20 protein-coding genes are annotated in these 24,370 nt (G+C 53.3%); 13 read left to right on the forward strand and 7 right to left on the reverse strand.

Annotation, left to right across the window (positions count from 1 at the left end; all coding sequences use genetic code 11):
- Positions 1-32 precede the first annotated feature (32 nt).
- From AC07VH_RS14640 to AC07VH_RS14655, 4 genes are all read left to right on the forward strand, one after another.
- Complete coding sequence (locus AC07VH_RS14640; RefSeq protein WP_494788446.1) at positions 33-1,142, forward strand: muconate/chloromuconate family cycloisomerase; 1,110 nt, start codon at positions 33-35, stop codon at positions 1,140-1,142.
- 9 nt (positions 1,143-1,151) lie between these two features.
- On the forward strand, positions 1,152-1,442 hold the full coding sequence (gene catC / locus AC07VH_RS14645) for a muconolactone Delta-isomerase (protein ID WP_489628752.1): 291 nt from the start codon (positions 1,152-1,154) through the stop codon (positions 1,440-1,442).
- Positions 1,443-1,453: 11 nt separating this feature from the next.
- Positions 1,454-2,257 (forward strand): 3-oxoadipate enol-lactonase, encoded by an 804-nt coding sequence (gene pcaD / locus AC07VH_RS14650; protein ID WP_489628751.1) that lies wholly within the window; start codon positions 1,454-1,456, stop codon positions 2,255-2,257.
- Positions 2,258-2,388: 131 nt separating this feature from the next.
- Positions 2,389-3,783 (forward strand): sodium:solute symporter family protein, encoded by a 1,395-nt coding sequence (locus AC07VH_RS14655; RefSeq protein ID WP_475414411.1) that lies wholly within the window; start codon positions 2,389-2,391, stop codon positions 3,781-3,783.
- 1 nt (position 3,784) lies between these two features.
- On the opposite strand, the gene AC07VH_RS14660 is transcribed toward AC07VH_RS14655, so the two are convergent.
- The 3 genes from AC07VH_RS14660 to AC07VH_RS14670 all read right to left on the reverse strand — a co-directional run bounded on the left by AC07VH_RS14660 (position 3,785) and on the right by AC07VH_RS14670 (position 7,234).
- Positions 3,785-5,179, reverse strand: coding sequence for a GntP family permease (locus tag AC07VH_RS14660; protein WP_474294940.1), 1,395 nt, complete (start codon positions 5,177-5,179; stop codon positions 3,785-3,787).
- 446 nt (positions 5,180-5,625) lie between these two features.
- Positions 5,626-6,201: a recombinase family protein gene (locus AC07VH_RS14665; protein ID WP_494788485.1), complete on the reverse strand. Its 576-nt coding sequence runs from the start codon at positions 6,199-6,201 to the stop codon at positions 5,626-5,628.
- A 217-nt stretch (positions 6,202-6,418) separates the two neighbouring features.
- Positions 6,419-7,234 carry a hypothetical protein gene (locus AC07VH_RS14670; protein WP_494788445.1) on the reverse strand — a complete coding sequence of 272 codons (816 nt, stop codon included), beginning with the start codon at positions 7,232-7,234 and terminating at the stop codon, positions 6,419-6,421.
- 194 nt (positions 7,235-7,428) lie between these two features.
- Between AC07VH_RS14670 and AC07VH_RS14675 the strand changes: the two genes are divergently transcribed.
- The 5 genes from AC07VH_RS14675 (at position 7,429) to AC07VH_RS14695 (ending at position 17,058) form a co-directional block, all read left to right on the forward strand.
- A complete protein-coding gene (locus AC07VH_RS14675) occupies positions 7,429-9,267 on the forward strand; it encodes a type I restriction-modification system subunit M (protein WP_494788444.1) in 1,839 nt (612 codons plus the stop codon).
- On the forward strand, positions 9,264-10,643 hold the full coding sequence (locus AC07VH_RS14680; protein ID WP_494788443.1) for a restriction endonuclease subunit S: 1,380 nt from the start codon (positions 9,264-9,266) through the stop codon (positions 10,641-10,643). The genes AC07VH_RS14675 and AC07VH_RS14680 overlap by 4 nt, the downstream gene beginning before the upstream one ends.
- Positions 10,643-13,756: a type I restriction endonuclease subunit R gene (locus AC07VH_RS14685; protein WP_494788442.1), complete on the forward strand. Its 3,114-nt coding sequence runs from the start codon at positions 10,643-10,645 to the stop codon at positions 13,754-13,756. The genes AC07VH_RS14680 and AC07VH_RS14685 overlap by 1 nt, the downstream gene beginning before the upstream one ends.
- 92 nt (positions 13,757-13,848) lie before the next feature.
- Positions 13,849-16,683 carry a class I SAM-dependent DNA methyltransferase gene (locus AC07VH_RS14690; RefSeq protein ID WP_494788441.1) on the forward strand — a complete coding sequence of 945 codons (2,835 nt, stop codon included), beginning with the start codon at positions 13,849-13,851 and terminating at the stop codon, positions 16,681-16,683.
- A 177-nt stretch (positions 16,684-16,860) separates the two neighbouring features.
- Positions 16,861-17,058, forward strand: a complete 198-nt coding sequence (locus AC07VH_RS14695) for a hypothetical protein (protein WP_494788440.1) — start codon at positions 16,861-16,863, stop codon at positions 17,056-17,058.
- Positions 17,059-17,321: 263 nt separating this feature from the next.
- Here AC07VH_RS14695 and AC07VH_RS14700 read toward each other — a convergent pair whose 3' ends face one another.
- Both AC07VH_RS14700 and AC07VH_RS14705 read right to left on the reverse strand, forming a co-directional pair.
- The gene (locus AC07VH_RS14700) at positions 17,322-17,765 is read right to left on the reverse strand and encodes a hypothetical protein (protein ID WP_494788439.1); all 444 of its coding nucleotides are present in this window, start codon (positions 17,763-17,765) and stop codon (positions 17,322-17,324) included.
- A 339-nt stretch (positions 17,766-18,104) separates the two neighbouring features.
- A complete protein-coding gene (locus AC07VH_RS14705; RefSeq protein WP_494788438.1) occupies positions 18,105-18,434 on the reverse strand; it encodes a helix-turn-helix domain-containing protein in 330 nt (109 codons plus the stop codon).
- Between the two features lie 122 nt (positions 18,435-18,556).
- Between AC07VH_RS14705 and AC07VH_RS14710 the strand changes: the two genes are divergently transcribed.
- The 4 genes from AC07VH_RS14710 to AC07VH_RS14725 all read left to right on the forward strand — a co-directional run bounded on the left by AC07VH_RS14710 (position 18,557) and on the right by AC07VH_RS14725 (position 20,788).
- On the forward strand, positions 18,557-19,069 hold the full coding sequence (locus AC07VH_RS14710) for a hypothetical protein (protein WP_494788437.1): 513 nt from the start codon (positions 18,557-18,559) through the stop codon (positions 19,067-19,069).
- Positions 19,039-19,371: a hypothetical protein gene (locus tag AC07VH_RS14715; RefSeq protein WP_494788436.1), complete on the forward strand. Its 333-nt coding sequence runs from the start codon at positions 19,039-19,041 to the stop codon at positions 19,369-19,371. Before AC07VH_RS14710 ends, AC07VH_RS14715 begins: the two co-directional genes overlap by 31 nt.
- Before the next feature lie 238 nt (positions 19,372-19,609).
- Positions 19,610-20,002, forward strand: coding sequence for a hypothetical protein (locus tag AC07VH_RS14720; RefSeq protein WP_494788435.1), 393 nt, complete (start codon positions 19,610-19,612; stop codon positions 20,000-20,002).
- A gap of 279 nt (positions 20,003-20,281) precedes the next feature.
- Positions 20,282-20,788 carry a hypothetical protein gene (locus tag AC07VH_RS14725; RefSeq protein ID WP_494788434.1) on the forward strand — a complete coding sequence of 169 codons (507 nt, stop codon included), beginning with the start codon at positions 20,282-20,284 and terminating at the stop codon, positions 20,786-20,788.
- Between the two features lie 309 nt (positions 20,789-21,097).
- Here AC07VH_RS14725 and AC07VH_RS14730 read toward each other — a convergent pair whose 3' ends face one another.
- Entirely contained in the window at positions 21,098-22,207 is a 1,110-nt protein-coding gene (locus tag AC07VH_RS14730; RefSeq protein WP_494788433.1) for a plasmid replication initiator TrfA, read from the reverse strand.
- Positions 22,208-22,830: 623 nt separating this feature from the next.
- Positions 22,831-23,463, reverse strand: a complete 633-nt coding sequence (locus AC07VH_RS14735) for a hypothetical protein (protein ID WP_494788432.1) — start codon at positions 23,461-23,463, stop codon at positions 22,831-22,833.
- Positions 23,464-24,370 lie beyond the last annotated feature (907 nt).

Raw genomic sequence — 24,370 nt, forward strand, 5'->3', positions numbered from 1 at the left:
GTCACCACTCCACAGAATTATACGGAATAAATATGATTCAAAATATCGAGACCTACCTGGTCGATGTGCCAACCATCCGTCCGCACCGGATGTCCGTCGCCACCATGAATACGCAGACCCTGGTGCTGGTGCGGCTGCGCTGCGCCGACGGCATCACGGGCTGGGGCGAGGCGACCACCATCGGCGGCTTGGGCTACGGCGGCGAAAGCCCGGAAAGCATCAAGACGAATATCGATACCTATATCGCACCGCTGCTGGTCGGCATGGAAGCGAGCGAAGTGGCCAAGGCCATGGCCAGGGTGCGCAAGGCCATCCAGGGCAACCGCTTCGCCAAGTGCGCGATCGAGACGGCCCTGCTGGACGCCCAGGCGCGCCGCCTGAACGTGCCGCTGTCTGAATTGCTGGGCGGCCGCGTGCGCGATGCGCTGCCCGTGGCGTGGGTGCTGGCCAGCGGCGACACGGCGCGCGATATCGCCGAAGGGGAAAAGATGCTGGACCTGCGCCGACACCGCATCTTCAAGCTGAAGATCGGCCTGCGCGACGTGATGGACGACGTGGCACACGTGCTGGAAATCAAGCGGGCGCTGGGCGAGCGGGCCAGCGTGCGGGTCGACGTCAACCAGGCCTGGAGCGAGACGGACGCCGTGCGCGGCATCGCCGCGCTGGAAGCGGGCGGCATCGACCTGATCGAACAACCGGTGAAGGCGGGCAACCGCGCCGCGCTGGCGCGCCTGAAACAGCGCTTCGACGTGGCCATCATGGCCGATGAAGCCTTGCACGGCCCCGCCGATGCGCTGGCGCTGGCGCAGGCCGATGCGGCCGATGTGTTTGCCGTCAAAATCACCCAGTCGGGCGGCTTGCTGCCCGCGCTGGAAGTGGCGACCGTGGCGCGCCTGGCGGGCGTCGGCCTGTACGGCGGCACCATGCTCGAAGGCGGCGTCGGCACGGCCGCCACGGCCCACGTCTGCTCGACGTTTGCCGAACTGGCCTGGGGCACGGAACTGTTCGGCCCCTTGCTGCTGACGCAGGAAGTCTTGCGCGAGCCGCTCGTGTACCGCGACTTCATGCTGCAGGTGCCGACTGGCCCGGGCCTGGGCGTCGAGATCGACCTGGACAAGCTGCGTTCCATGCAACGCCAATAAGGAGAGACCATGTTATTCCATGTACGCATGAACGTGAACCTGCCGTTGAACATGCCCGCCGAGCAGGCGGCGCAGCTCAAGCAAACGGAAAAGGAACTGGCGCAGCGCCTGCAGCACGAGGGCAAATGGCGCCACCTGTGGCGCATCGCCGGCCAGTACGCCAACATCAGCGTCTTCGACGTGGACAGCGTGGACGAGCTGCATAATTTGCTGACCTCGCTGCCGCTGTTCCCTTACATGCAGATCGACGTGATGCCGCTGTGCCGCCATCCTTCGTCGGTGCGCGACGACGATTCCTGAGGAGACAGGCGATGACGCGTACAGGCAACGACACTGCCGGGAAAACGTGCGAGGTGGACGGTATCGGCCTGCATTACCGCACGGATGGCGAGCGCGGCAAGCCCTGCCTGGTCCTGTCGAATTCCCTCGGCACGGACCTGTCCATGTGGGAGGCGCAGGCGGCCGCGCTGGCCGGCGACTTTTTTGTCGTGCGCTACGACACGCGCGGCCATGGCCAGTCCGGCAGCGCCGGCGCGCCGTTCGGCATCGGGCGGCTGGGCCTGGATGTGGCGGCGCTGCTCGATCACCTCGATATCGCGCGCGCCGCCTTCTGCGGCATTTCCATGGGCGGCTTGATTGGCCAGTGGCTGGGCATACACCAGCCGCAGCGCCTGACGCAGCTCGTGCTGGCGAATACGGCGGCGCGCATCGGCGGCGCCGCGCCGTGGCAGCTGCGGGCGGAGCACGTGCGCCGCGACGGCATGGCCGCGGTGGCCGCGAGTGCCGCCACGCGCTGGTTCACGCCGCAGTTTATCGCGCGCGAGCCGGACACGGTGGCGCGCATGGTGGCCACCTTGCGCAGCCAGGATGCCGGCGGTTACGCGGCCTGCTGCGACGTGCTGGCCCAGGCGGACTTGCACGCCTGCGTCGGCACGATCAGCGTGCCGACCCTGATCATCGCGGGCGAGCACGATCCCGTGACCACCCTCGACGACGGCCGCTGGCTGCAGCGGCAGATCGCGGGCGCCCGCCTGGCAAGCCTGCCCGCCTCGCATATCTCGAACGTCGAGGCGGCGGACTTGTTTACGGCGCAGCTGCGGACCTTTTTGTTGTGAGGCTTGCTGTACCGTATCGGTATGGCAGGAATTTGACTTTCCCCTGAGCACCGCCACCGGCTCATCCGGCATGCGGCAGGGGAAGCTTTCTTGAAAAATAATAATAAGAAAAGCAGACTTGGAGTAGACGGATGGAAAACAGATTGATCATCATCGCGGCGATCACGGTGGGCTATTTCGCCCTCATGTCGTACATTACCTATAGCGTGCGCAAGCATGCCAACAGCGCCGAGGGCATGACGGCGGGCGGACGCAACTATCCCGCCTACCTGATCGGCGCGTTGTTATTGTCGGAATTCATCGGCAGTTCCGTCAGCATCGGCACGGCCCAGAAGGGTTATGAACTGGGCATTTCCGCCGCCTGGAATCTGGTGGCGCTGTCGCTGGGCTTCTTGCTGCTGGCCATCGTGCTGGTCAAGAAATACAAGGAAAGCGGGCAGTCGACGATTTCCGGCATCCTGGCGCAAACGTATGGCGAGCCCGTGCGTTATGCGGCGTCCATCCTCACCATCGTCGCGCTGAGCATCGTTGCCGTGGCCCTGTATGCGAGCGGCGGCGCCGTGCTGGCGGCAGTGCTGCACATCAACAAGACGGTGGCCATCTTGCTGGTGGGCGCCATTACCGTGATCTACGTCAGCCTGGGCGGCATGCGCTCGGTCGTGTACACGAATTTCGCCCACTCCATCGTCAAATACCTGGGCGTGATCCTGGCGCTGGCGTATGCGCTGGAAGCCTCCGGCGGCATCGGCGCGCTGCAGGCGCAATTGCCGGCCAAGATGTTCAACTGGGTCGAGATCGGCTGGGGCCAGATCGTCGCCTGGATGATCGGCGGCATCGGTTCCATCTTCGCCACGCAGTACGTGATCCAGGCCCTGGTCAGCACGGACAACCCGGCCGTGGCCAAGCGCGCCTGCTATTACGTGTCCTCGCTGATGATCCCGTTCGGCCTGATGGCGGCCCTGATCGGCATGTGCAGTGCCGTGCTGTATCCGGGCATGAAGTCGATCGACGCCTTTCCGACATTGATCGCGCACATGCCCGCGTTTTCCGCCAGCATCATGATCGTCGGCCTGGCCGGCGCCTTGTTCGGCGGCATTTCCGCCACCACCCTCGCATCGGCCACCCTGGCCATGAAGGATTTTTATGATCCCTGGTACAACAAGGCGAAGAATGACGCGAAATCGCTGATGTTCCTGCGCATCGCCATCGTCGTGGCCGGCCTGCTGCCGCTGGTGCTGGCGCTGTATGCGGAAAAACTGCTGATGATCGCCTTCCTCGGCAAGGCCCTGCGCGCCACCCTGGCCGTGCTGGTGCTGATGGCCTTCTACGCGCCGAAATTCGGCACGCCGCGCGGCGCCTTCGTCGGCGTGATCGTCTCCGTGATCGCCACCATCGGCTGGTTCCTGGCGGGCAATCCGTATGGCGTGGACAGCTCCTACCTGGCGCTGGCCGGCCCGCTGCTGACGATGGGCATCAGCCACTTGTTCAAGCCGGCGTTGGCGAAATCGTCCGTCTCGCTGCCTTGATTCAGACCAGCCCCGTCATGTAATAGATGGCAATGACGAGGAACACTGCCACCGTCTTGATGACGGTGATGCCGAAGATATCGCGGTAGGACTGGCGGTGCGTGAGGCCCGTGACGGCCAGCAGTGTGATCACGGCGCCATTGTGCGGCAAGGTATCCATGCCGCCGCTGGCCATGGCCACCACGCGGTGCATGACTTCGAGCGGAATATGGGCCTGTTGCGCGGCCTGGATAAAACTGTCCGACATGGCGGCCAGCGCGATGCTCATGCCGCCCGAGGCCGAGCCCGTGATGCCGGCCAGGGTCGTCACGGACACGGCCGCGTTGACGAGGGGATCGGGCACGCTGCGCAAGGTATTGCTGACGGCAAGGAAACCGGGCAGCGCCGCGATGACGCCGCCGAAGCCGTATTCGGACGCCGTATTCATGGCCGCCAGCAGCGCGCCCCCGACGGCCGCCTTGGTGCCTTCGGCAAAGGCGGCGCGGATGCGCCCGAAGGCGGTAATGCACACGAGCAAGATGCCCAGTAACAAGGCGCCTTCCACGGCCCAGATACCGGTCACGGAAGCGATCGACGTGGACACGGGCGCATGCAGGCCCGGCAGGGCCTCGGCGGTGAGCACGTAGCTGGCGCCATACCAGTGGGGAATCAGCTTGGTCAGCGCAAAGTTGGCCACGCCCACCAGCACCAGCGGCGCTACCGACAGCAGCGGATGGGGCAGGTCGCCCGCGTCGGCCGTGGCCTTTTCGGCCTCGGCCCCATAGCCTTCGCCCGTCGCCATGACGGAGCGGCGGCGCCATTCCAGGAAGGCCAGGCCCATGATCACCGTCAGCACGGCGCCGATGGTGCCCAGCCACGGCGCGGCCCAGCCGGTCGTATTGAAAAAAGTGGTGGGAATGATGTTCTGGATCTGCGGCGTACCAGGCAGGGTATCCATGGTGAACGAGAACGCGCCCAGGGCGATGGCGCCCGGCATCAGCCGCTTGGGGATATTGCTCTGGCGATACAGTTCGGCCGCGAACGGATACACGGCAAACACCACCACGAACAGCGACACGCCGCCATACGTGAGTGCGGCGCACACGGCGACGATCACGGCATTCGCGCGCGCGCTGCCGATGTAGCGGATGGCCGCCATGACGATGGACTGGGAAAAGCCGGACAGTTCAATCAGCTTGCCGAATACGGCGCCCAGCAAAAAGACGGGGAAATACAGCTTGATGAAGCCCACCATCTTTTCCATGAAGATACCGCTGAAGACGGCCGGCACGGCGGACGGATCGGTCAGCAGCACGGCGCCGAGCGCGGCCACAGGCGCAAACAGGATCACGCTGTAGCCGCGGTAGGCGGCCAGCATCAGGAAGGCCAGTGCGGCCAGAACTATCAGGAAAGACATCGGTCAGGCCCTTGCGCGAGAAGTGATCAGGATACTAATGATGCAATTAATATCATACTTCCCGGCAACACGCCAACGCGTGGGTCAAGGAGTGCGCAGTGCAGGCAGGGGGGAATGCTGGTCGGGGTGAGAGGATTCGAACCTCCGGCCTCTGCGTCCCGAACGAAAATACCTGCCGTAAAACCGTACTCAGATTGATTAGTTATTCATTATAAATCAAAGACTTACGTAAAATCAAATTCTCTCATTTCTTCGTCCTTGGTGGCAGGTAAGTTTGAAATTGCCACCTAATTGCCACCAGTTTTTCAAGCTGAGGACAATCGCGCGCTGGCGTCACAAAATTGCCACCATGCACTGTTAATTTCCTCTCTGACTTGAGTATGAGCGAACTTCCTGCGTGGCTAGTGCCCACTGACAGGCGGCGGCATTGCTGTCGGGACAGGGCGTCAATCGCGACCGACGTCCTGGTTGCGTTCTTTTTGCAGGTTGTAGAGTGTTGAGCGCGATACGCCCAGGTGCTCAGCGATTGACGCCACCGACATTTCCCGATTCTTCATCATGGCAAGTGCAATACGTTGCTCGCATGCTTTTAGGAGCGGTGGCCTACCGCCTTTGCGGCCGCGGGCTCTCGCTGCAACCAGGCCAGCTAGCGTTCGCTCCCTGACCAGCTCTCTCTCAAACTGGGCGAGCGCTGCAAACATGTGAAAGACGAGCTTGCCTGTGGGACCGGAGGTATCAATCGATTCGGTCAACGATTTGAATTTCACACCGCGCGCTTCGATGTCGGTGACGATTTGGACCAAGTCCTTGAGATTACGCCCAAGGCGGTCCAGGCGCCAAACCACCAGCGTATCGCCGTCGCGCAAAGCTTTGAGACAATGCGCTAGCTCGGGCCTGTCTGTCGACTTGCCGCTGGCCTTCTCTTCATACATGCACCCGACGCCGGCAGCGGTGAGCGCATCCCTCTGTAGGTCAAGTGTCTGTTCGACAGTGCTGACCCGAGCATATCCAATTACCGACATTTCATACCCTTTCATGGATGTAGATAGTTGAACTGAATGTTCGACATCTAAAGGGGTATAGACATGCACGGTGGCGTCGGGGTCAACACTGTCTAACAATTCATCGTTTGTTGGATAGTCGGGGCCTCCCATCGCGGCGGCAGGACGCAATGGGCCGCCGCCGCTCGCGCACGCCTCGACTTAGCGGTTTTCCTTGCTTAATGACGCTCTGCGTGAATTACTTTTCAATGATTCCGTCTTCGCTGGCGAACTCACCTGTTCTATTTTCGATAGCCCGTCTTGCATCTTTAACTAACCATTCGGCTGTTTCCTTGTCTCGAATGGCCGCCAATGCTATAGATTTAAAGTCTTCGAAGGATTTGGATTTTTCAAGTGCAGCTTCGATTGCGCACAGTCGAGAGCTTAGACTCTTAAGGTACTTTTGAGTCTGGTCTTCAAGTCTATGAATCATCACAGGTAGGGTGTCGAAGTTGGCGCTTCGCCATTCATTCAGCCTTCGCTCCTCGCCTAAAATTTCGTTCGTGGCGAAGTTGACGCTGTGCCTGTTATCAACTTCAGCCGACCATGCTCTGCTGAAGGACGAATCCGACGTACGGTGTTTGCGCCCCTGGTCTAAGTAGGCGTTATTGTCGGGGTTTGAGACATATGTTTTGAGCGCTTGAAGAGCCCACTCAGGACATGTTCTACTGCTAGGCTTATCTACATCCATTAGCCAGGCTTGGACCGTTCGATTAGAAACGGACTTTTTCGTGATATCGGAAAGTGTGTATGCAACCCAATGACGGTCCCCACCAAAATCTTGTTCTACTATGTTTCGCATTTCGGAACGAGTATGGCTTTGCATAATCACCATCCAAAGTTCACTTTTTAGTTTCGTTAAAATCTGGGGAGTAAATTTTGCTTTTGAGTCGACGGTAGGAGCGATTTCGATATCGTCCTCAGACTGCACATTGCGCCCAAACTTCACCGTAAAAGTTGTGTTCGTCGTCGTTTCCAAGGCTTTGCTGCTTGGGAATACGTATTGCCATGCCATATCATTAACCTTGAAATTAGTATCAATGCGCACATTGTGCGCGCACAATGTGCGTGCGTCAATACTGTCGTGCTGCGTTCGTCAAACCTTTTGCTTGAGTTGCCTGAGGGCGCAGCCTTCTCCACCAAAGCATAACGAACGCGTAGAATGATGCCCAATGGAATTTGTCTAATATGCATGACTTGAAAGCCTAAATGAATCATCAAGCACTCTCATCCTTCATCTGGTCCGTTGCGGACCTTCTTCGCGGCGATTACAAACAGTCTGACTACGGCAAGGTCATTTTGCCATTCACAATCTTACGGCGTCTTGACTGCGTGCTGGAAGCCACGAAACCGGCGGTGCTTGCTGAGTTTGATGCCAAGACCAAGGCGGGGCTTAACCCAGAGCCGTTTCTTGTGAAAAAAGCTGGGCAGTCCTTCTACAACACGTCATCGTTGGACCTTACAACGCTGCTGGGTGACCAAGACCATATTCGGCAGAACCTTTACGCTTACATACAGGCGTTCTCGCCAGCCGCGCGGGACATCTTTGAGCGGTTCGACTTCTACACCCAGATTGAGCGGTTGGCAAAGGCAGGCTTGCTTTACCTTGTAGTTGAGAAGTTCGCGACCATCGACCTGCACCCAAATGTCGTAGACAACGCCGATATGGGCCTGGTTTTTGAGGAGCTGATTCGCAAGTTCGCCGAGATTTCAAACGAGACTGCAGGGGAGCACTTCACCCCGCGCGAAGTCATTCGTCTGATGGTGAATTTGCTGTTCATCGAGGACGATGATGTGCTCACGCCAGGGAATGCTGTTGTGCGGACTATCTATGACCCGACGGCCGGTACTGGCGGTATGTTGTCGGTAGCAGGGGAGTACCTGTCTGAGCACAACCCGGACGCCCGATTGACCATGTTTGGGCAGGAATTGAATGACGAGTCATATGCCATCTGCAAAGCAGACATGCTTATCAAGGGCCAAGACGTTGGCAACATCGTCGTCGGTAATACGCTTTCCGAGGATGGCCACGGCGGCAAGAAGTTCGACTATATGCTCTCCAATCCTCCATTCGGTGTCGAGTGGAAGAAGGTCGAGAAGGAAATCCGCAAAGAGGCTGCGGAAAAGGGCTTCGATGGACGCTTCGGGCCGGGTCTGCCGCGCGTATCCGATGGCTCAATGCTGTTCCTACTGCACCTCATCGCCAAGATGCGTCCAGCCGTGGATGGCGGTAGTCGTATCGGCATCGTACTGAATGGCTCGCCGCTGTTTACCGGTGGTGCCGGCTCGGGTGAAAGTGAGATTCGTCGCTATGTGCTGGAGAACGACCTGGTCGAGGCCATCATTTGCCTGCCGACAGACATGTTCTACAACACCGGCATTTCGACTTACATCTGGATTCTTTCAAACAAGAAGCCTGATGACCGTAAAGGCTGGGTACAGCTTATTGACGCCAGTGGCTTCTGGCGGAAAATGCGCAAAAGCTTAGGTAGTAAGCGGAAAGAGCTATCGGACGAGCATATCGATGACGTCACGCGCTTGTTCGGTGATTTCAGCGAAGGTAATTTGTTCACTGTACTTGATGCAAAGGGCAACGAGGTGGAGCGCAAGCTATTGGCGCCGGGCGATAAAGTGCCGAAAGCTCCGGAAGGCGGTAAGGTTAAAGTCGTGCCGATATCGCGCGTGTTCAAGAATCACGAATTTGGCTACACCACCATCACCGTTGAGCGCCCGTTACGCGATGAGGAAGGAAACGTCATAGTTGGCTCGAAGGGCAAGCAAAAGGGCTTGCCGCAGGCTGATAGTTCGCTGCGTGACTCTGAAAACGTTCCTCTGAACGACGAGGTCCAGGCGTACTTTGAGCGAGAGGTATTGCCGCACGCGCCCGATGCTTGGATAGACCACGACAAGTCCAAGATTGGCTTCGAGATTCCATTTAATCGGCACTTCTATGTATTTGAGCCGCCACGTGACTTGCATACCATCGACGAAGAACTTAAGGGGGTCACAGCAACAATTATGAAGATGCTTGAGGAGTTGGCAGAATGAGTTTGCCACGCTATCTGACCCATAAAGACAGTGGAATTGATTGGCTTGGTCAATTGCCTAGTCATTGGGAAGTGAAACCCTTGAAGTATGCATGCGATGTCTTTCCGTCGAACGTGGATAAAAAGTCATATGATGATGAGGTTGGTGTTGCTCTATGCAATTACACCGACGTCTATTACAACGAGCGGATTACTAGCGATATTCAATTTATGGCCGCCACGGCAACGAAAGAGCAAATCGAGAAATTTTCTCTGAGGTCTGACGACGTCATTATTACGAAAGACTCAGAGACGGCTGATGATATCGCCATCGCTGCGTATGTGCCAAACGATTTACCGGGTGTGGTTTGCGGCTATCACCTTTCCATGGTCCGGGTCAAATCAGGCAATGACGGACTCTACATAAAGAGACTATTCGATAGTCATTATCTTAAATCAAAATTTGCAGTACTTGCTAATGGCTTAACTCGAGTTGGTCTATCCCAGTCTGCGTTGGATAATGTGACAATTCCTTTGCCGCCGGTTGAAGAGCAGCTGGCCATCGCTGCCTTTCTTGACCGAGAAACCGCCAAAATCGACAACCTGGTTTCCGAACAGGAAAAACTCATCACGTTGCTTACCGAAAAACGCCAAGCCACCATCTCCCATGCTGTGACCAAGGGATTGAATCCAAATGCGCCGATGAAGGACTCTGGCGTGGAGTGGTTAGGGGAGGTGCCGGGCCATTGGTTAGTAAAACCCTTGAAATTTCTCGTACGCGAGGCTATTTCCGGACCTTACGGTGCATCACTTACCAAGTCTATGTACTCGAGTTCTGGTTACCGTGTGTACGGGCAGCAGCAGGTAATTCCTGATGATTTTTCCATTGGTGACTACTACATCTCAGCCGAAAAATTCTCGGAGATGCGCCGCTACCAAGTAAGTTCAAAGGATATTCTGATTAGCGTCATGGGTACAATTGGAAGGGCTGCTTTAGTTCCGGAAAATGTTGAGCCTGGGATTATTAATCCTCGCTTGGTTTTATATCGAGCTAGGGAGGAAGTAATACATTCTAGGTATTTGCAGGAATTTATAAATAATCCGACTAGTCAAGCTTACTTTTCATTGGCGGCACAAGGAACCACTATGCAGGGGTTGAATATGACATCAATCGGAGCATTGTATGTTCCGACCCCGCCTCCTGATGAGCAGTTGCGGATATTAGAATTCATTGACGTAGAGACGAAAAAGGTCATGGGACTCGCTGCTGAAGTGATGCGAGGTATCGACCTATTAAAAGAACGCCGCTCCGTTCTCATATCCGCCGCCGTGACTGGCAAAATTGACGTCCGCCAAGCTGTCCAACAGGAGCAATCGATAGTGCAGGAAACCGTCTAATGTCTAGCCTGCACAAGGAGGTCCATTTTGAAGTCGCAATCTGCGAACACCTGCTGGCGAACGGTTGGCTTCATGCCGAAGGCGACGCTGCCAATTACGACAAGCAGAACGCGCTCTACATGCCGGACTTGTTGGCATGGGTCGAGAGCACCCAGCCAGAAAGCTTACAACGCCTGAACAAAACGCATGGGGTCGCGACCGGGAAGAACTTAGCTGAGCGCGTACGTAAGAACCTGAACGACCGCGGCACTCTAGACGTGCTGCGTCGTGGCGTTGAAATGCTTGGCTTGGCCAAACCGCTGTCCTTGGTACAGTTTAAGCCAGCTCTTGCCATCAACCCGGTCATCCAGCAGCACTATGCCGCGAACAGATTGCGCGTTGTGCGTCAAGTGCATCACTCGCTCAATAAAGGGCACGAGTCTATCGACCTGGTGTTGTTCGTGAACGGCATTGCAGTTGCTACTTTGGAACTGAAGTCTGACTTCACGCAAAGCGTAGAGGATGCCGTTGACCAGTACCGCTATGACCGCGACCCTGCGCCTAAAGGAGGAATGGTTGAGCCGCTGTTGTCGTTCCCAGGTGGTGCGCTGGTGCACTTCGCCGTTAGTCAGGCAGAAGTGCAGATGACGACCCGTCTCGCAGGTACTGCGACGCGGTTCCTGCCTTTCAATAAAGGCAATCATGGTGCCGCAGGTAATCCGCCTAACCCTGATGGCTACGCGACATCCTACCTTTGGGAAGAAGTCTTTTCTCGAGACAGCTGGTTGGAGATTCTTGGTCGTTACCTAATCGGGAAGCGCAACGACAAGAAGCAGATGACAAGCGTGATTTTTCCACGCTACCACCAGCTCGATGCTACGCGAAAATTGGTGGCCGATGTCCTTGCTAATGGTGAAGGTGAACGGTATCTTATTCAGCATTCCGCTGGCTCGGGCAAGACGAATTCGATTGCTTGGACTGCTCATTTTTTGGCGGACTTGCACGGCACGGACAACAGGAAATTGTTTGATAGCGTGCTGGTGGTTTCTGACCGTACGGTGCTCGACTCCCAGCTACAGGAGGCCATCTTCGACTTCGAGCGCACTACGGGCGTGGTCGAGAGCATCACCAACGAGAACGGCAGCAAGAGTGCTCAGTTGTCGCAAGCGCTGAAGAACGGCAAGAAGATTATCGTTTGTACGATACAAACTTTCCCGTTCGCGCTGAAGGCTGTTCAGGAGTTGTCCAGCACGGAAGGGAAAACGTTCGCGGTCATCGCTGATGAGGCTCATAGTTCACAAACAGGTGAGGCTGCATCAAAGCTGAAGCAGCTGCTGTCGGCTGAAGAGTTGGCTGAGTTGCAGGACGGTGGCGAAATAGGAACTGAGGATTTACTCGCGGCACAAATGGCCGCGCGCACCGGTGCTCATGGCTTGACCTATGTCGCCTTTACCGCCACCCCAAAATCGAAAACGATGGAGCTGTTTGGACGCCCAGGGCCAGATGGTTTGCCGCAACCGTTCCATGTTTACTCGATGCGCCAGGCAATAGAGGAAGGCTTCATTCTTGACGTCCTGAAGAACTACACGACTTACAAGCTCGCGTTCAAGTTGGCCAACGATGGAAAGGAATACGACGAAAAAGAAGTCGAAAAGAGTGAGGCGATGAAGGGCATTATGCAGTGGGTCAAACTGCATCCGTACAACATCGCTCAGAAGGTCAAAGTCGTAGTCGAGCATTTCCGTGAAAACGTTCAGCCGCTCCTGCAAGGGCGAGCCAAGGCCATGATAGTGGTCAGCAGCCGCAAGGAGGCTGTACGCTGGCAGAAAGAAATTGCTGGCTATATCCAAAAGCAGAACTATCCACTGGGTGTTCTGGTAGCGTTTTCGGGTGAGGTTGATGACCCGGCTAGCTTCCCTGAGCCGGTGAGTGAAGTTAGCAAGGACCTTAATCCTGGGTTGAAAGGCCGCGATATCCGCGAAGCGTTCAACGAGCAGAATTACCATTTGCTGTTAGTGGCCAACAAGTTCCAGACTGGCTTTGACCAACCGCTGCTGTGCGGCATGTATGTGGACAAGAAGCTGGGCGGCATCCAGGCCGTACAGACGCTGTCTCGCTTGAATCGCGCAGCGCCAGGCAAGGATACGACTTACATTCTCGACTTCGTGAACGATGCAGCAGAAGTGCTGGCTGCATTTAAGACCTACTATGAAACTGCTGAACTCGAGGCGACTACCGACCCACATATGGTGTACGACTTGCGTGCGAAGCTCGATAGCGCCGGTCACTATGACGATTTCGAGGTGGACCGCGTTGCTAAGGTCGCGACGGACCCGAAGGGTACCCAGAGCCAACTACTAGCTGCGATTTCGCCGGTGGCTGACCGACTGCTGAAGCGATTTACGTCGGCGCTGGCGCAGAAGGCGGCCGCAGAAGCGCAGAATGACGAGAAAAGCTTGCAGGCGGCAAAGGACACCATGGCAGCCCTGTTGTTGTTCAAGAATGACATGGGCGCGTTCGTCCGTTTGTATTCGTTCCTATCTCAGATTTTCGACTACGGTAACACTGATATCGAAAAGCGCTTCCTGTTCTACAAGCTGTTATTGCCATTGCTGGCGTTCGGCCGAGAGCGCGATACGGTCGATTTGTCCAAAGTGACACTGACGCACCACACCCTGAAGAATATCGGCAAACAGGCGCTTGCCTTGGGCCAAGGTGAGCAGCCCAAATTGCCGCCTATGGATGGTGCTGGTAGTGGTTCAGCCCAGGATAAGGAGAAGGGCTATCTTGACGAAATCATCGAAAAGGTAAATGGTCTATTTGAGGGCGAGCTGTCTGACAACGACCAACTCGTCTACGTGAACGGCGTGATTAAGTGTAAATTGCTTGAAAACGAAACCTTGATTCAGCAGGCCGCCAACAACAGCAAGGAGCAATTTGCAAACTCTCCTGACCTGTCGACTGCGCTGCTCAATGCCATCATGGATGCGCTTGACGCTCATACGAGCATGAGTATGCAGGCATTGGATTCTCAACGGGTACGTGAAGGATTAAAAGATACGTTACTTGGACCGGCGCAATTGTACGAAGCTCTTCGGGCGCGCTCCGTGGATATTCACCAAGGTCATCTGTAGGTATCCCTCTACAATATTCTTGAGAGCCGAATAAATGGGCTCTTTTAAAAAAATAAATAATATAACGAAAAATAGGACCGCGAACTTCCTTTATGAACCTTCAAATTCTCTCATCGTCAATATGGTCGGTCGCGGACATCCTTCGAGGGCACTTTAAACGCTCGGAGCACGGAAATTTTATATTGCCGTTTGCCGTACTTAGACGTCTTGATTGCTTATTGGAGGACAGTCGGTCGATGTCGCTTCTCGAATCGGGAGTCGAAGAACCTTTTCAGAAAAATGTGTCAGAGCGCCAGTATATTAGTATGGAAGATATTTTTTCTAATTCGTCCGCTGTTGATTTAATTTCTTTTTTGAAAAGTGAAGGCGATACTGAACAGGCAATTGATAATTACATTCAACAGTTTTCGCCGTCGATTATAGATATATTTGAACGACTTGAATTTAAATCCCAAGTCGAAAAATTGGTGAAAATTGGATTGCTGAGTTCGGTAGCATTTGAATTCTCCAAAATAGATTTGCATTTGGCGTCAGTCAGTCACGGAGAAATGGGTGATATTTTTGATATGCTCATTGGGAAATTTGCCGAAATTTCTAATGAAATCATCGGCGAATATTTCACACCTCGTGACATCGTAGCACTTATGGTTAACGTTCTGTTTTTCGATGAAAAAAAGGTAACTGCGGCAGAAGCGAAACAAGTCAGTGTGTACGACCCTACCGCTGGCACTGGTGGACTATTGTCCGCGTCGGTCAGCTACTTCGAAGAGAAGCATCCACGAGAATTTATTGCCGTTTTTGGTCAGGAATTGAATGATGAGTCGGCTGCTATTTGCAAAGCAAATATGTTATTCAGAGGGAAGGATGTTAAAAAAATCGTTGTGGGAAACACTCTGACCGACGATGCACATTCCGGGAGGAAATTTGATTATATAGTTTCTACCCCACCGTTTGGCGTTGAATGGAAGAGAGCTGAAAAAATCATTCGTCAAGAGTACGAAAAAAAAGGGTTTCAGGGGCGTTTTGGTCCTGGCCTACCCAGAATGAGCGATAGCAGCCTTTTATTTATATTAAATCAAATTGATAAGATGAAGCCTTCTTCCGAGGGAGGCAGTCGAATTTGCACAGTGGTAACCGGTAGTTCGCTACGGAGTGGTGGCGTTTCCTCTGGGGAAAGTGATATTAGGAAATGGATTGTTGAAAACGATTTATTAGAGGCGGTCATAGCATTGCCAAACAGTGTCTTTTTTAACGTTGCGATTCCTACATATATTCTTGTTATTAGTAATAAGCCGCGCTCAGGTGGTATTCGCCTAATCAATGCTTCCGGCTTGTGGGAGCCAATGAATGCATCAATAGGCCGTAAAAGTCGTTATATCTCTCCAGAATATATTGTTCAGATTTTATCAATTTACAAGAACGAAAACTCTGATTTGGTTCGAATGGTTTCGAAATCTGACTTGCTTTACCGGAACTTTACCAGTGACGTCGGCGGAAATCTTACTTCACGAAATGTTCCTTTAAGTAAAAACCATGCCGATTACCTTCGGCTTACTGAAAGCTTGGGAATTGCGGTAAAGATTGAAAAAAAACATGAAATAGGCTGTGAGATAGACTTCTTCTCTTTTTTCTCTAACCAAGAATTAACGTGGGCGTCAACATTACCGCTTTTTGCCTTAATCGAGGCTTGTGATAAAGATTCTAGCTGGGATATCGGCATCAAAGATTCTGGAATACTTTTTAAGCACTCTTGCGAAGGTGAAGTTGATGAGAAATCCATAAAATTTTTTAAAGTTAGAAAAGAGGTAGTCCTGCCGAAATTTTTGGAAATATATGTCGAGAAACGCTCAACTAGAGAGGATAGTCATCGCCATACGTTTCCATCTATCAGCGCGTATCTGGAAATAAGAATTGATTGCCCTTCCTTAAAAAAACAACAGGCAATTATTGATTTTTATAGTCAGAAGAGTGAATTTCTAATTCGCCTAGCCAGAATTGAACAGGAGCAGTGGGAGAATTCCACAGTCACTTCTATATTCAATAAGAGAATTGGTGAATACTCCGATGGTTCAGATTATTTGATGAAGATTTTACCTCATCCTCTAGCCTCTTTACTTTATAAAATTCAGTGTGAACGAAGTAAACGAGATGTACTTGAGGCGTATAGAGTATTCTTTGAATGTCTTGGGGCTGTTTTGTCCTCTATAGCTCTAGGGGTAATTTATGAGGATAAAGGGAAAAAAGAATGTTTTGAAGCCGTAGCCAATCGTGGAAGAATAACTCGACCGACTATGGGAAGCTATCAAAATATTCTCAGGAGGTGCCGTGAAAAATCTGTTGGGAGCGGTGGGTATGGGAGTTATGTTTTATCTTTGGTCGCTTCTAAAGAGGTCGAAGATTCTCTAGCTAACTGCACGGAAATTCGGAATGAAATTTCTCATCGAGGCTTGATAAAGCCTAGCGAACTTGGCGACTACATTGATAGATTTGAAAGTATTTTGAGTATAATGGCCGATGCAATAGGCGACTTCTTCGCGGAAAATTTCATTGCTAAACAATTGCATCAGAAATGGAATGGGCGTACATATGAAAATGATGTTTTATCGCTGACCGGAATTGCATCGTACCCGTTCGAACGTCGAATAAAGTATTCGGCTGAACCTTTAATATTTAATGAGTTGTATTTATTCCAGGGAATCGACGAAAAGAATGGTGCAAAAAATCAAATTCGTCTCTTTCATTTTATGAAGTGCGTCGAAATTATAGATGGAAGTGATAACGAGGGTTTCTACTTCCTAAATTCTATTGCTAGGGATGATTTGGATGAGAGAAATATATTTCATTTTTCGGCTTTTCAACCATTGATTGAATCGAAAAAAATTATCCCAAGCGAAATGCTTGATGAGATATCAGGTTTCAATAAGTGAGATTGACTGTCTATCCTGGATACCATTTTTGGTTGCTCTTCTCGGCGGTGTTGCGTTTAAGTTGTGGCACTGGGTTCTTGAAAATTCCTTTTCACCATTATCGGCATAATGGTGAACGTTACTTAGGTGCTGTTTGTTCGGTACCCTACCCGTAGCATCATTGAATAAAGGATGAAAATGCATATCGAAACCGACTCCAGCTATGTTACTCCTGCTCATGGAAATATCTTTGTTGACCTTGGTTTTTCTGCTGGAGAGGCGGAAAGGCTGAAAGAAAATTCCAATAGCGTAATTTTGATAGAGCGTCGAAATTCTGGGGTTGTCAAACCAGATGTAGACACGACAGCAGTCCGCCTGAACCAGCATAAAGACTAGATGGCCGTCCCCCAGCATTACGGACACTTCGATAGGTATGATGTCACTATCGGAGGTATTACATCGGACGTGAAAGGCGGTTGTTTTCTGAAGATTTTAAATTCGGAGCAGTCAAGCTGGTAGGCTATGTTCCTCAAGCCATCCTCGTGGTTGTGGACGCACTTGCCGACGTAAGTCCCGATGTTTATGTTATCTGACGCCCTTGGAACGGGTAGCAGATTTTATGGCGGCTGCACGCCGCCAGGTTGTTCAGGAATTCGAGTTCAGCCCGGAATAGGATGCCAGACCATGTTGTCGTCCATGGTTTCGATGCTCACGTGTTCCAGCGACATTGACCCGACGTGACCGAGCCAGTCGAACGGATTCGCTTTCATTTTTTTGCCGAATTTTTCTAATTTTCGCCACATCGTGCCGGACATTTTTGCTGCCTTGCGCAGTTCCTCGCCACGTTTGAGGACGGCTGTGGAGATGCCGAAGCGGACTAAGCCACCGCCCAGTTCGTGAAGTTCTTTGACAGTCAGCATCCGTACGACATTGCCATATTCGTCGCCGAGCGGCTTCAGTGCGGACGGCTCGTATTTCGAATGAGTGGAGAACCACAGAATTGGCAGTTCAGGAGGACGGATTCCGATGTCTGCCGGCAGAAGCAAGCCGCTTTGCTTGATGAGGTGGTATTTCTGTGCAGTCGTGTAGTGGTAAGCAATCATTTCAATCTCTTTTGTCCATAGGTTAGCGACTCGATGTGTAGTCAACATCGTCGCGGTCAAATGGAAAAAGAGAGAAAGGCTCGCTTTTAGGGTCTCGGGACTAAGCAATCCTCAAGCTGGGATTATTTTGCCATGCGGCAATGTTTTTCGCAAGTGGTGGGTTGAGAGGAGCTGTTGCGGCCGGGCGCTTTAATTATTGAAATGATAAAAAATGTCCTACTAGGACACTTTTCACGACGTTTTCGCTCCGGTGAGGGGATACTGCAATTGTGAGTACCCAGTCGCTAAACCGTATGAAAGATTGGCAAACAGCGCTGGCGCCCTGGTTGCCGAGAAAGTTTACTGCGCGGCTTCGATGTGGGACATGACGCGCATGCGGTCGGCTTCATTCAATCGGTGCCACGCCATAACCCACTCAGCCAGCTCGGGGCTCTCGCAGTAAAAATAGGCGGTGGGTACGTCTAATACCTTCGCAAGCAAGGCTGCCGTCCCAAAAGGAGGCTCATGCACTCCTGTCTCGTATCGACTAATCCGCGCGCTTGCCGTAGTCTCATCCAACCCGATGGCGACCCCGAGCTTGTCTTGTGGAATTTGAGCGCGCAAGCGGGCCTCCCGTAGCCGGGCCCCGAACAACGACTTACTCCACTCGAACTTACCTATCTTGCGCATTCTTCGATATTCGTAGAATACGCTTGCGATTTCTCTACGAAATACGTAGAATTTTCCTGCGAGAAATTTTTGTAACTAAATTCATAACTGCTTTGGTTGAGCAGTCTCATGCGGGGAGTTATATGCAACTGAAGAATTTGTTGAGCGTTTCAGCGGTGGCCGCAGCTCTGGCCGGCTGTGCGAGTGGACCTGACTTGACCAAGGTATCCGACCTAAAGGTCTATCCTGACAACCGTATTGGCTATACGTTGCTGAGTAACGGCACTCAGCCGGCCAGGGTTTGGTCGACAGGCGAGACGATTCTGGCTCTCCGGTTTGGTTCGCGGATTATCAACGCAAAGGATTTGGATTACGTCATCGCGCAGCGGACGAACAAGAAGTACGTACCGTTGCACATCACGGCCCAGTTGAAATCGGGGGAGGCCATGGTTGCCGATGTTTCCGATTGGGGGATGAGCGCCTATTCCGATATGACTGTGGAATGGTTGGCATGTGGTAAAGAAAAAAGTGCGTACCCCTCTTCCCTGGAGCTGGCTCTGTCAAATTCACTCGTCCAAGCAATTTCCTGGCGTTCTTTAGTGAAAACGGGTTTGAATCACTTCTCATGCCGGGCACCAAATTGCAGGACCTTGTAACCTACGAACATAGCAGGGCGTTGCCGCCCCATTCCGACTATCGGCTGAACTTTGTGGACGTGACCCAAGCCATGGACCTGAGCGCGGGCATCGAGGCCGCGCGAGTTAAAAAAGATAAGCTCGATAAATGTAATGCTGAAGCTGTCGCAACCAGGAACCGCGAGCGAAAGCTAACGGAAGAAAAAATCATCGCCACGACGCCGCCTGCGGATGTTCAGCGAAAGCTGGCCGAATGGCACGCCACCTTGCGCAACCAGACGTCGGATATGGTCGGCTGGGAAGCCGGATGTACCTCTCAATAGGAGCGGTGTCGGTATCCAACTGTGATGGTTCTGCACTGCCGGGCACCTGGCCGGGTTCGCATCGCTAGAAAGGAGACGATGAAACGAACTGGTCGCAGTATTCATCGCTTCAGTGTCTTTGAAGGCATCTTTTTGACTGATGACGGTGTCAGGTTCAGTGTCTCTCGCCACCTGTTCGAAGAGCCGCCGCATCTAGGCAAGGTCATTACTTAGTAGAACTGGCATAGGGAAATCAAACATGGCGCAGCTAGTCGTCACTGACATTGAACTGAACGGACTTTCCGCAGCAGGCGTAGTGGTATTGAAAGCCGTTGTAGCCTACGCCAGCGCGCGTAAAGATGTCAGAATCCATCGTTTATCGGTCGACGACTTCTGCACGATGGTTGGCATGGGAGCGCTTTCTGCTGAGGCAATACGATTGCTGCTCGACGATGTCCGGAAAGCGCGAGCAATTGTGGAGGTCATCGACACCGATAGCCGAAGCGGTGAGGCTGTTGCGCGAAAGACATCGCCAATGCTGGACTGGACATCGGTGAGTGATTCGGGGGTAGTCTTTGAGTTTTACGATTTTGTTCTTCTTCAACCCGTCGTGGACCAGGTGTTGAACTTGGCTTCGCCTCACCGACGATAACGAACGCGACCACCTCGCGGTCCTCAACAGCGACATTCCCGGCGTCCACGTTCGCGGCCTCAGCAACCGCGCCAGCGTGGTGCCGGCGCAGCCGACCATATAGTCCACAATGTCGAATTTGCCAACCTCAGTTCGAAAGCTGTTGACCGCACATACTCGCGGCTGCTACGGTCAGAAGGGGGGGGCTTCCTCTTGCCAATAGAATGCTCCTGGTTCCCCGTCAGGTTACAGAAGAAGTTGAAGGGGAGCACTTTTCTGATACTCATTGAAGAATGCCTTATGTCCGAACCTTCGAATTCAAGACCACGCCAGCTACACCCGGATTTTCCGAACGAGCCGATTATCGCCGCCGTGGGCGGCGCCCAACTCAAGCTGGCCCTTTGCCGCGGTGATGATGGCATGTATCGAAGCCCGCGCCGGTCGCCAGAAGAAGTCATGCATCGATTTGAAGTTGCTGACGACCTCGTAGACCAGCTCGTGACCTACTTCAAGCGCAAGAAGAGCGAATATCCGGAATGGACTGACGAGAAGAACTTTGAGCGGATTCGCCTCGCGTTGATAAACAAAGCCCGTGAGGGGAAGTGGCCTTTCACTGATGCCGAGCAAGCGTGGATTATGTGCCGCTTACGCGAGCGCAGCGTCGGACGTGAGTTACCGATTTTTTCGGCGTCTCAACTTCGTATTACCCCGCGGCGGACACCGGAAGATATCAGACGGGCAATGGAGGAAGGCCGATTTGCAGAGATGACCCCGGGCCAATCTGGATATGACGACGTTGAGAACTAAGCGTAATGCGAAGTGAGTATTTTAGCGTGCATATGGCCGACACTGCGCTGCCGGATAAGTGAGCATTGAATACGCTAGCGAGGCTGTTTCACAGCTTCAACTTGGTGAAATAAATTTCAAATTGGAGATTCAAACATGAAATTGGCTCATTATGCCGAGCGGGGATAATACGGGATAACGCTGGTTTTCACGCTATCCCATATAAGCACTGATTGCACGCAGAACAATTTGTTAGGAGTTGTACAAGGTCTTCGTGGCAACCACAGCCTAAGATACAAGTTACTGCCAATCGAGCTGGCCCGGTCGTGCTTATTTGATAATTTTAGTTTTATTCCAAGTGGAGCGTACAACCATTATTTTTTGATTATCGTCGCTGAAATGGTATGCGCTGAGTCGGCAGCACGCCGGCGTCTGTTCATCCTTAAGCTTTTCCAAGGCGCTGACCAGGCTAGCCTTGAAGTTGCGCCTGTTCGATACGTACCCGGACAGCCGATACAACCATTCCACGTCAAGGAACATTGCCGCCGAGTGTCCGGCGTAAAAGCTTGCTAGCCAGCCCTTCAACCCATCGTAGCCAACGGCGTCTTTGTCGACTGCGGTCCAGGCGCCAGGTCCGAAGAGTTCGGCAACAGATTCGGTTACCCGAAACGACAGCCGGTCACTGCCCTTAAATACGCCACTGATTGAACCATCTTCGAAGTTTGCGGTTAGGAGTTTCGGAACTTCTAAGCTCCACCCGCTATATCTAAGCCGAATCTTAGCAAAGTTCAATCTCAGTAGGCTGGCGCGAATGGCCTTATGAGGATTCAAGCCATAAGATAGCCCCATCCTCTTGGCAAATTCGTAGAACGATGCCGTTACGTACTGATGAGAGTCTTCCCGCGAGAGTGGCGTTTCCCGGTAATAGTCGAGGCAAGCTGCGTACACACGTCGGTCGAACTGACATAATTCATAACCGCTGAAGGTCAGCGTCACGCTCTTGATTGAGATGATTTCTTTACACGTCACTAGTGTGCTTTGGTCTCCAGCCAAAACCTTGTCGCTATTGGCCTGGACGTGTCGTCCCGTCGAAAATAGCGCGGACCTTAAAAGAGTATTCGGAAGCGCCAGAGCCATACCGCTCCAGCTGGGGAGAAACGTGTGTTTGCCGCGTCGAATTGCTTGACGCCGCCGCGCCTTTCGAACCTCTTCTTCGTTAGCGTCGGGTGGGAGGACGGCGACCGAGGGCTCGGCGGTCGCAGCCTTTGCTTTTCTTTCAATATTGGCGGCAATTTTGTCTAGCCGTTCGGCCCCGCGCAGCACTGCGTCCTGGTGCTCCAATGCAGTTGTCATTGCTGCATGCGAAAGTTGATTCGAAAGCGCGCGCAGATCTTCGGCGTTCTTAAGGTGCACGGCTGGGCGGAGTTGAACTTTTTCCATGGTCAGTTAAGGTTGATTGAGACCAGTGTGTATACGTGAATTCGTCATCCATGATTTCGTTGTGCCCCCCTGGCAGCACATGATTTGAGAAAACTCCCATTAAACCCGGACCAATATTTTTTGAGGAAGGAGCTTACTTACTTGACCTCCACATTGCTTCTGCTTGACGGCCATATCACTCTTACTTGACGTCTGTATCACCTGTACTTGACCTGCACCTCGCCCTGCCACCACCAGAGTTCAATAACTCCTAATGAACACAGGGTATTTTCGGAGGTGGAGGGCGTCCTTAGTATTTATAGACTCTGTAGTACCGGTAGCTGGGTTGGTCGGCTTGGGTGTTGGCGTGGCGGCAACTAATCATTGAGCTCTTCTTTCATATGCGCGGGCTTCAAGCCGCACTCCATGCGTGAGTCTCGACTTTTTCGTTTGTAAGATGCTATCTTGTGTATTCAAAGCAGAAGGCTGCTAGCCTGGCTGCCCGGTTAGAACGCATTACTTCGGAGTCGGACAATATAAGGAAAAAGAGGCTTCTCAGTTTCGAGGCATGGTGGCGAAACAACTATTGAGTTTGAGCCTTGGGCAGCCAGGGAAGGCTGTGTTGGAGTTCGCATGGATTACACTTAACCGTTCAGCATCAGCCTTTCTCCATGGCTAACCTTTTGAAGAAAAAAGAGGTGTGGGAGAGGTCCACTGTAGCCTCGCCGACGGGCCTCTTCACACAGCGACCAAGACTGTGTCCTCACTCCGCTGAAGCCTGGTTGCCGAGCGATACGCTCAAGTGTCTCCGCCATGGCTTTCTGTTGCTTGCGGTTGGCTTGGTGAGCCAGCAGCGCGTGCAACTCGCTCATCTCATCCCGCGGGCGCCGCCACGTCCAAGCCGCTCGTCCGCGTGAGCTCTGCCTGACCAGTTCATACCCCAGCCAGTTCAGCCGAGGTTTCTCATCGACGAGCAGCAGCCTCTCAGACTCAAGTCCTGTCCCGTGTGTCGCCAACAGCAGCCAGTGAACATCATCTACGCCTTCAGGCCAGTACAGTACCAAGAGTGCATTCGCGATGCCCTTTGATTTACGGGCAAGGCGCTGAGCTGGCGAACATGCGATGCCATACATGTCATGGAATTTATTCGCCAGCGCGACGGCTTTGGCAACCTTGACGGTTCCAAACATGTATCGCCAGTAGCCCTTGGGCACGCTATCGAGAATGCGGCTCAGAGCGGCGGTTTTGCTATGAGCAATTGGAGTAGAGGCAGGCATGAGGTTCCTTGTAAGAGTGATACCTCCGTATAGCAAAAAACGGCGTGAATGCGGTGTGATTGACGTTGCGAGTATGAGACGTAATGATGTTCCGAGCGAAGCTCGAAAGTTAGGCTATACGTATTCGTGGACAGAGGTGTTTTGAGGGCATGCAACCAGGCGAAAGCCTGGGTGTCTCGCATGCGCGGCGACCTGCCTTATGCGCCTTCCAGAGGACGTATAAGGCAGGCCGCCAACTGCAAACACATACACGTCGAAAGACACGCGAGGGGTCGCCAAACCCTTCATACACCGCCTTAGCTGCGTGCCGGTTAATCCTGGCTGGCGCGGCTGAAACGGGCGCTGGAAGCAGACATGCTTCCTTCGACCCAATCTGCTTGAAGCAGGTGTTGGGCGACACGGACACGGGACCTGCGGCAACGCAGACAAACCCTGTTGATTTGTGAACCGGTGGAAATCCGGGCTCTGGGACGTTCGGAACTGAACGGCGTGACAGAGACTGCGCGTGTGGGCTGCTGAGGGCGTAGAAATGCGTCAGGGCGCTGAGGGGAAACCTGGAGGCGTTGGCACCTCCCGTAATGGGGAGGGTCGCTGGATAGCTTAAGTACGTAAATAGGGGTGGGAGTCCCCTTTATCGCAGTAAGAGACCTTGGGTACGCCCTTTCGGGGGTGATTCGTTGAAGACAGTTCGAGCTGGGTAGGTGCCCGCTATGGAACATCGGGGTGCTGAAACCGGGAAACCGGGTAAGCGTATGCGATACCTTGAACTAGAGACGACGTATTCCGAAATCGTGGTTTTGACACAGTCAGCTAACGTGGGAACCTCTGACGGCCTTTTGACCAGGTTGGCACCTGGGACGGCACAAGAGGGGGAGCGGCGGATAGTAGAGTTTGAGCGAACTTCGAG

The organism is Janthinobacterium sp. GW821-FHT03C10 (genome assembly GCF_059420865.1).

Bases quoted from the DNA above. Each gene is read 5' to 3' on its own strand.
- AC07VH_RS14640 (WP_494788446.1), top strand. From the start codon at position 33: ATGATTCAAAATATCGAGACCTACCTGGTCGATGTGCCAACCATCCGT.
- catC (WP_489628752.1), top strand. From the start codon at position 1,152: ATGTTATTCCATGTACGCATGAACGTGAACCTGCCGTTGAACATGCCC.
- pcaD (WP_489628751.1), top strand. From the start codon at position 1,454: ATGACGCGTACAGGCAACGACACTGCCGGGAAAACGTGCGAGGTGGAC.
- AC07VH_RS14655 (WP_475414411.1), top strand. From the start codon at position 2,389: ATGGAAAACAGATTGATCATCATCGCGGCGATCACGGTGGGCTATTTC.
- AC07VH_RS14660 (WP_474294940.1), bottom strand. From the start codon at position 5,179: ATGTCTTTCCTGATAGTTCTGGCCGCACTGGCCTTCCTGATGCTGGCC.
- AC07VH_RS14665 (WP_494788485.1), bottom strand. From the start codon at position 6,201: ATGTCGGTAATTGGATATGCTCGGGTCAGCACTGTCGAACAGACACTT.
- AC07VH_RS14670 (WP_494788445.1), bottom strand. From the start codon at position 7,234: ATGGCATGGCAATACGTATTCCCAAGCAGCAAAGCCTTGGAAACGACG.
- AC07VH_RS14675 (WP_494788444.1), top strand. From the start codon at position 7,429: ATGAATCATCAAGCACTCTCATCCTTCATCTGGTCCGTTGCGGACCTT.
- AC07VH_RS14680 (WP_494788443.1), top strand. From the start codon at position 9,264: ATGAGTTTGCCACGCTATCTGACCCATAAAGACAGTGGAATTGATTGG.
- AC07VH_RS14685 (WP_494788442.1), top strand. From the start codon at position 10,643: ATGTCTAGCCTGCACAAGGAGGTCCATTTTGAAGTCGCAATCTGCGAA.
- AC07VH_RS14690 (WP_494788441.1), top strand. From the start codon at position 13,849: ATGAACCTTCAAATTCTCTCATCGTCAATATGGTCGGTCGCGGACATC.
- AC07VH_RS14695 (WP_494788440.1), top strand. From the start codon at position 16,861: ATGCATATCGAAACCGACTCCAGCTATGTTACTCCTGCTCATGGAAAT.
- AC07VH_RS14700 (WP_494788439.1), bottom strand. From the start codon at position 17,765: ATGATTGCTTACCACTACACGACTGCACAGAAATACCACCTCATCAAG.
- AC07VH_RS14705 (WP_494788438.1), bottom strand. From the start codon at position 18,434: ATGCGCAAGATAGGTAAGTTCGAGTGGAGTAAGTCGTTGTTCGGGGCC.
- AC07VH_RS14710 (WP_494788437.1), top strand. From the start codon at position 18,557: ATGCAACTGAAGAATTTGTTGAGCGTTTCAGCGGTGGCCGCAGCTCTG.
- AC07VH_RS14715 (WP_494788436.1), top strand. From the start codon at position 19,039: ATGCCGGGCACCAAATTGCAGGACCTTGTAACCTACGAACATAGCAGG.
- AC07VH_RS14720 (WP_494788435.1), top strand. From the start codon at position 19,610: ATGGCGCAGCTAGTCGTCACTGACATTGAACTGAACGGACTTTCCGCA.
- AC07VH_RS14725 (WP_494788434.1), top strand. From the start codon at position 20,282: ATGTCCGAACCTTCGAATTCAAGACCACGCCAGCTACACCCGGATTTT.
- AC07VH_RS14730 (WP_494788433.1), bottom strand. From the start codon at position 22,207: ATGGAAAAAGTTCAACTCCGCCCAGCCGTGCACCTTAAGAACGCCGAA.
- AC07VH_RS14735 (WP_494788432.1), bottom strand. From the start codon at position 23,463: ATGCCTGCCTCTACTCCAATTGCTCATAGCAAAACCGCCGCTCTGAGC.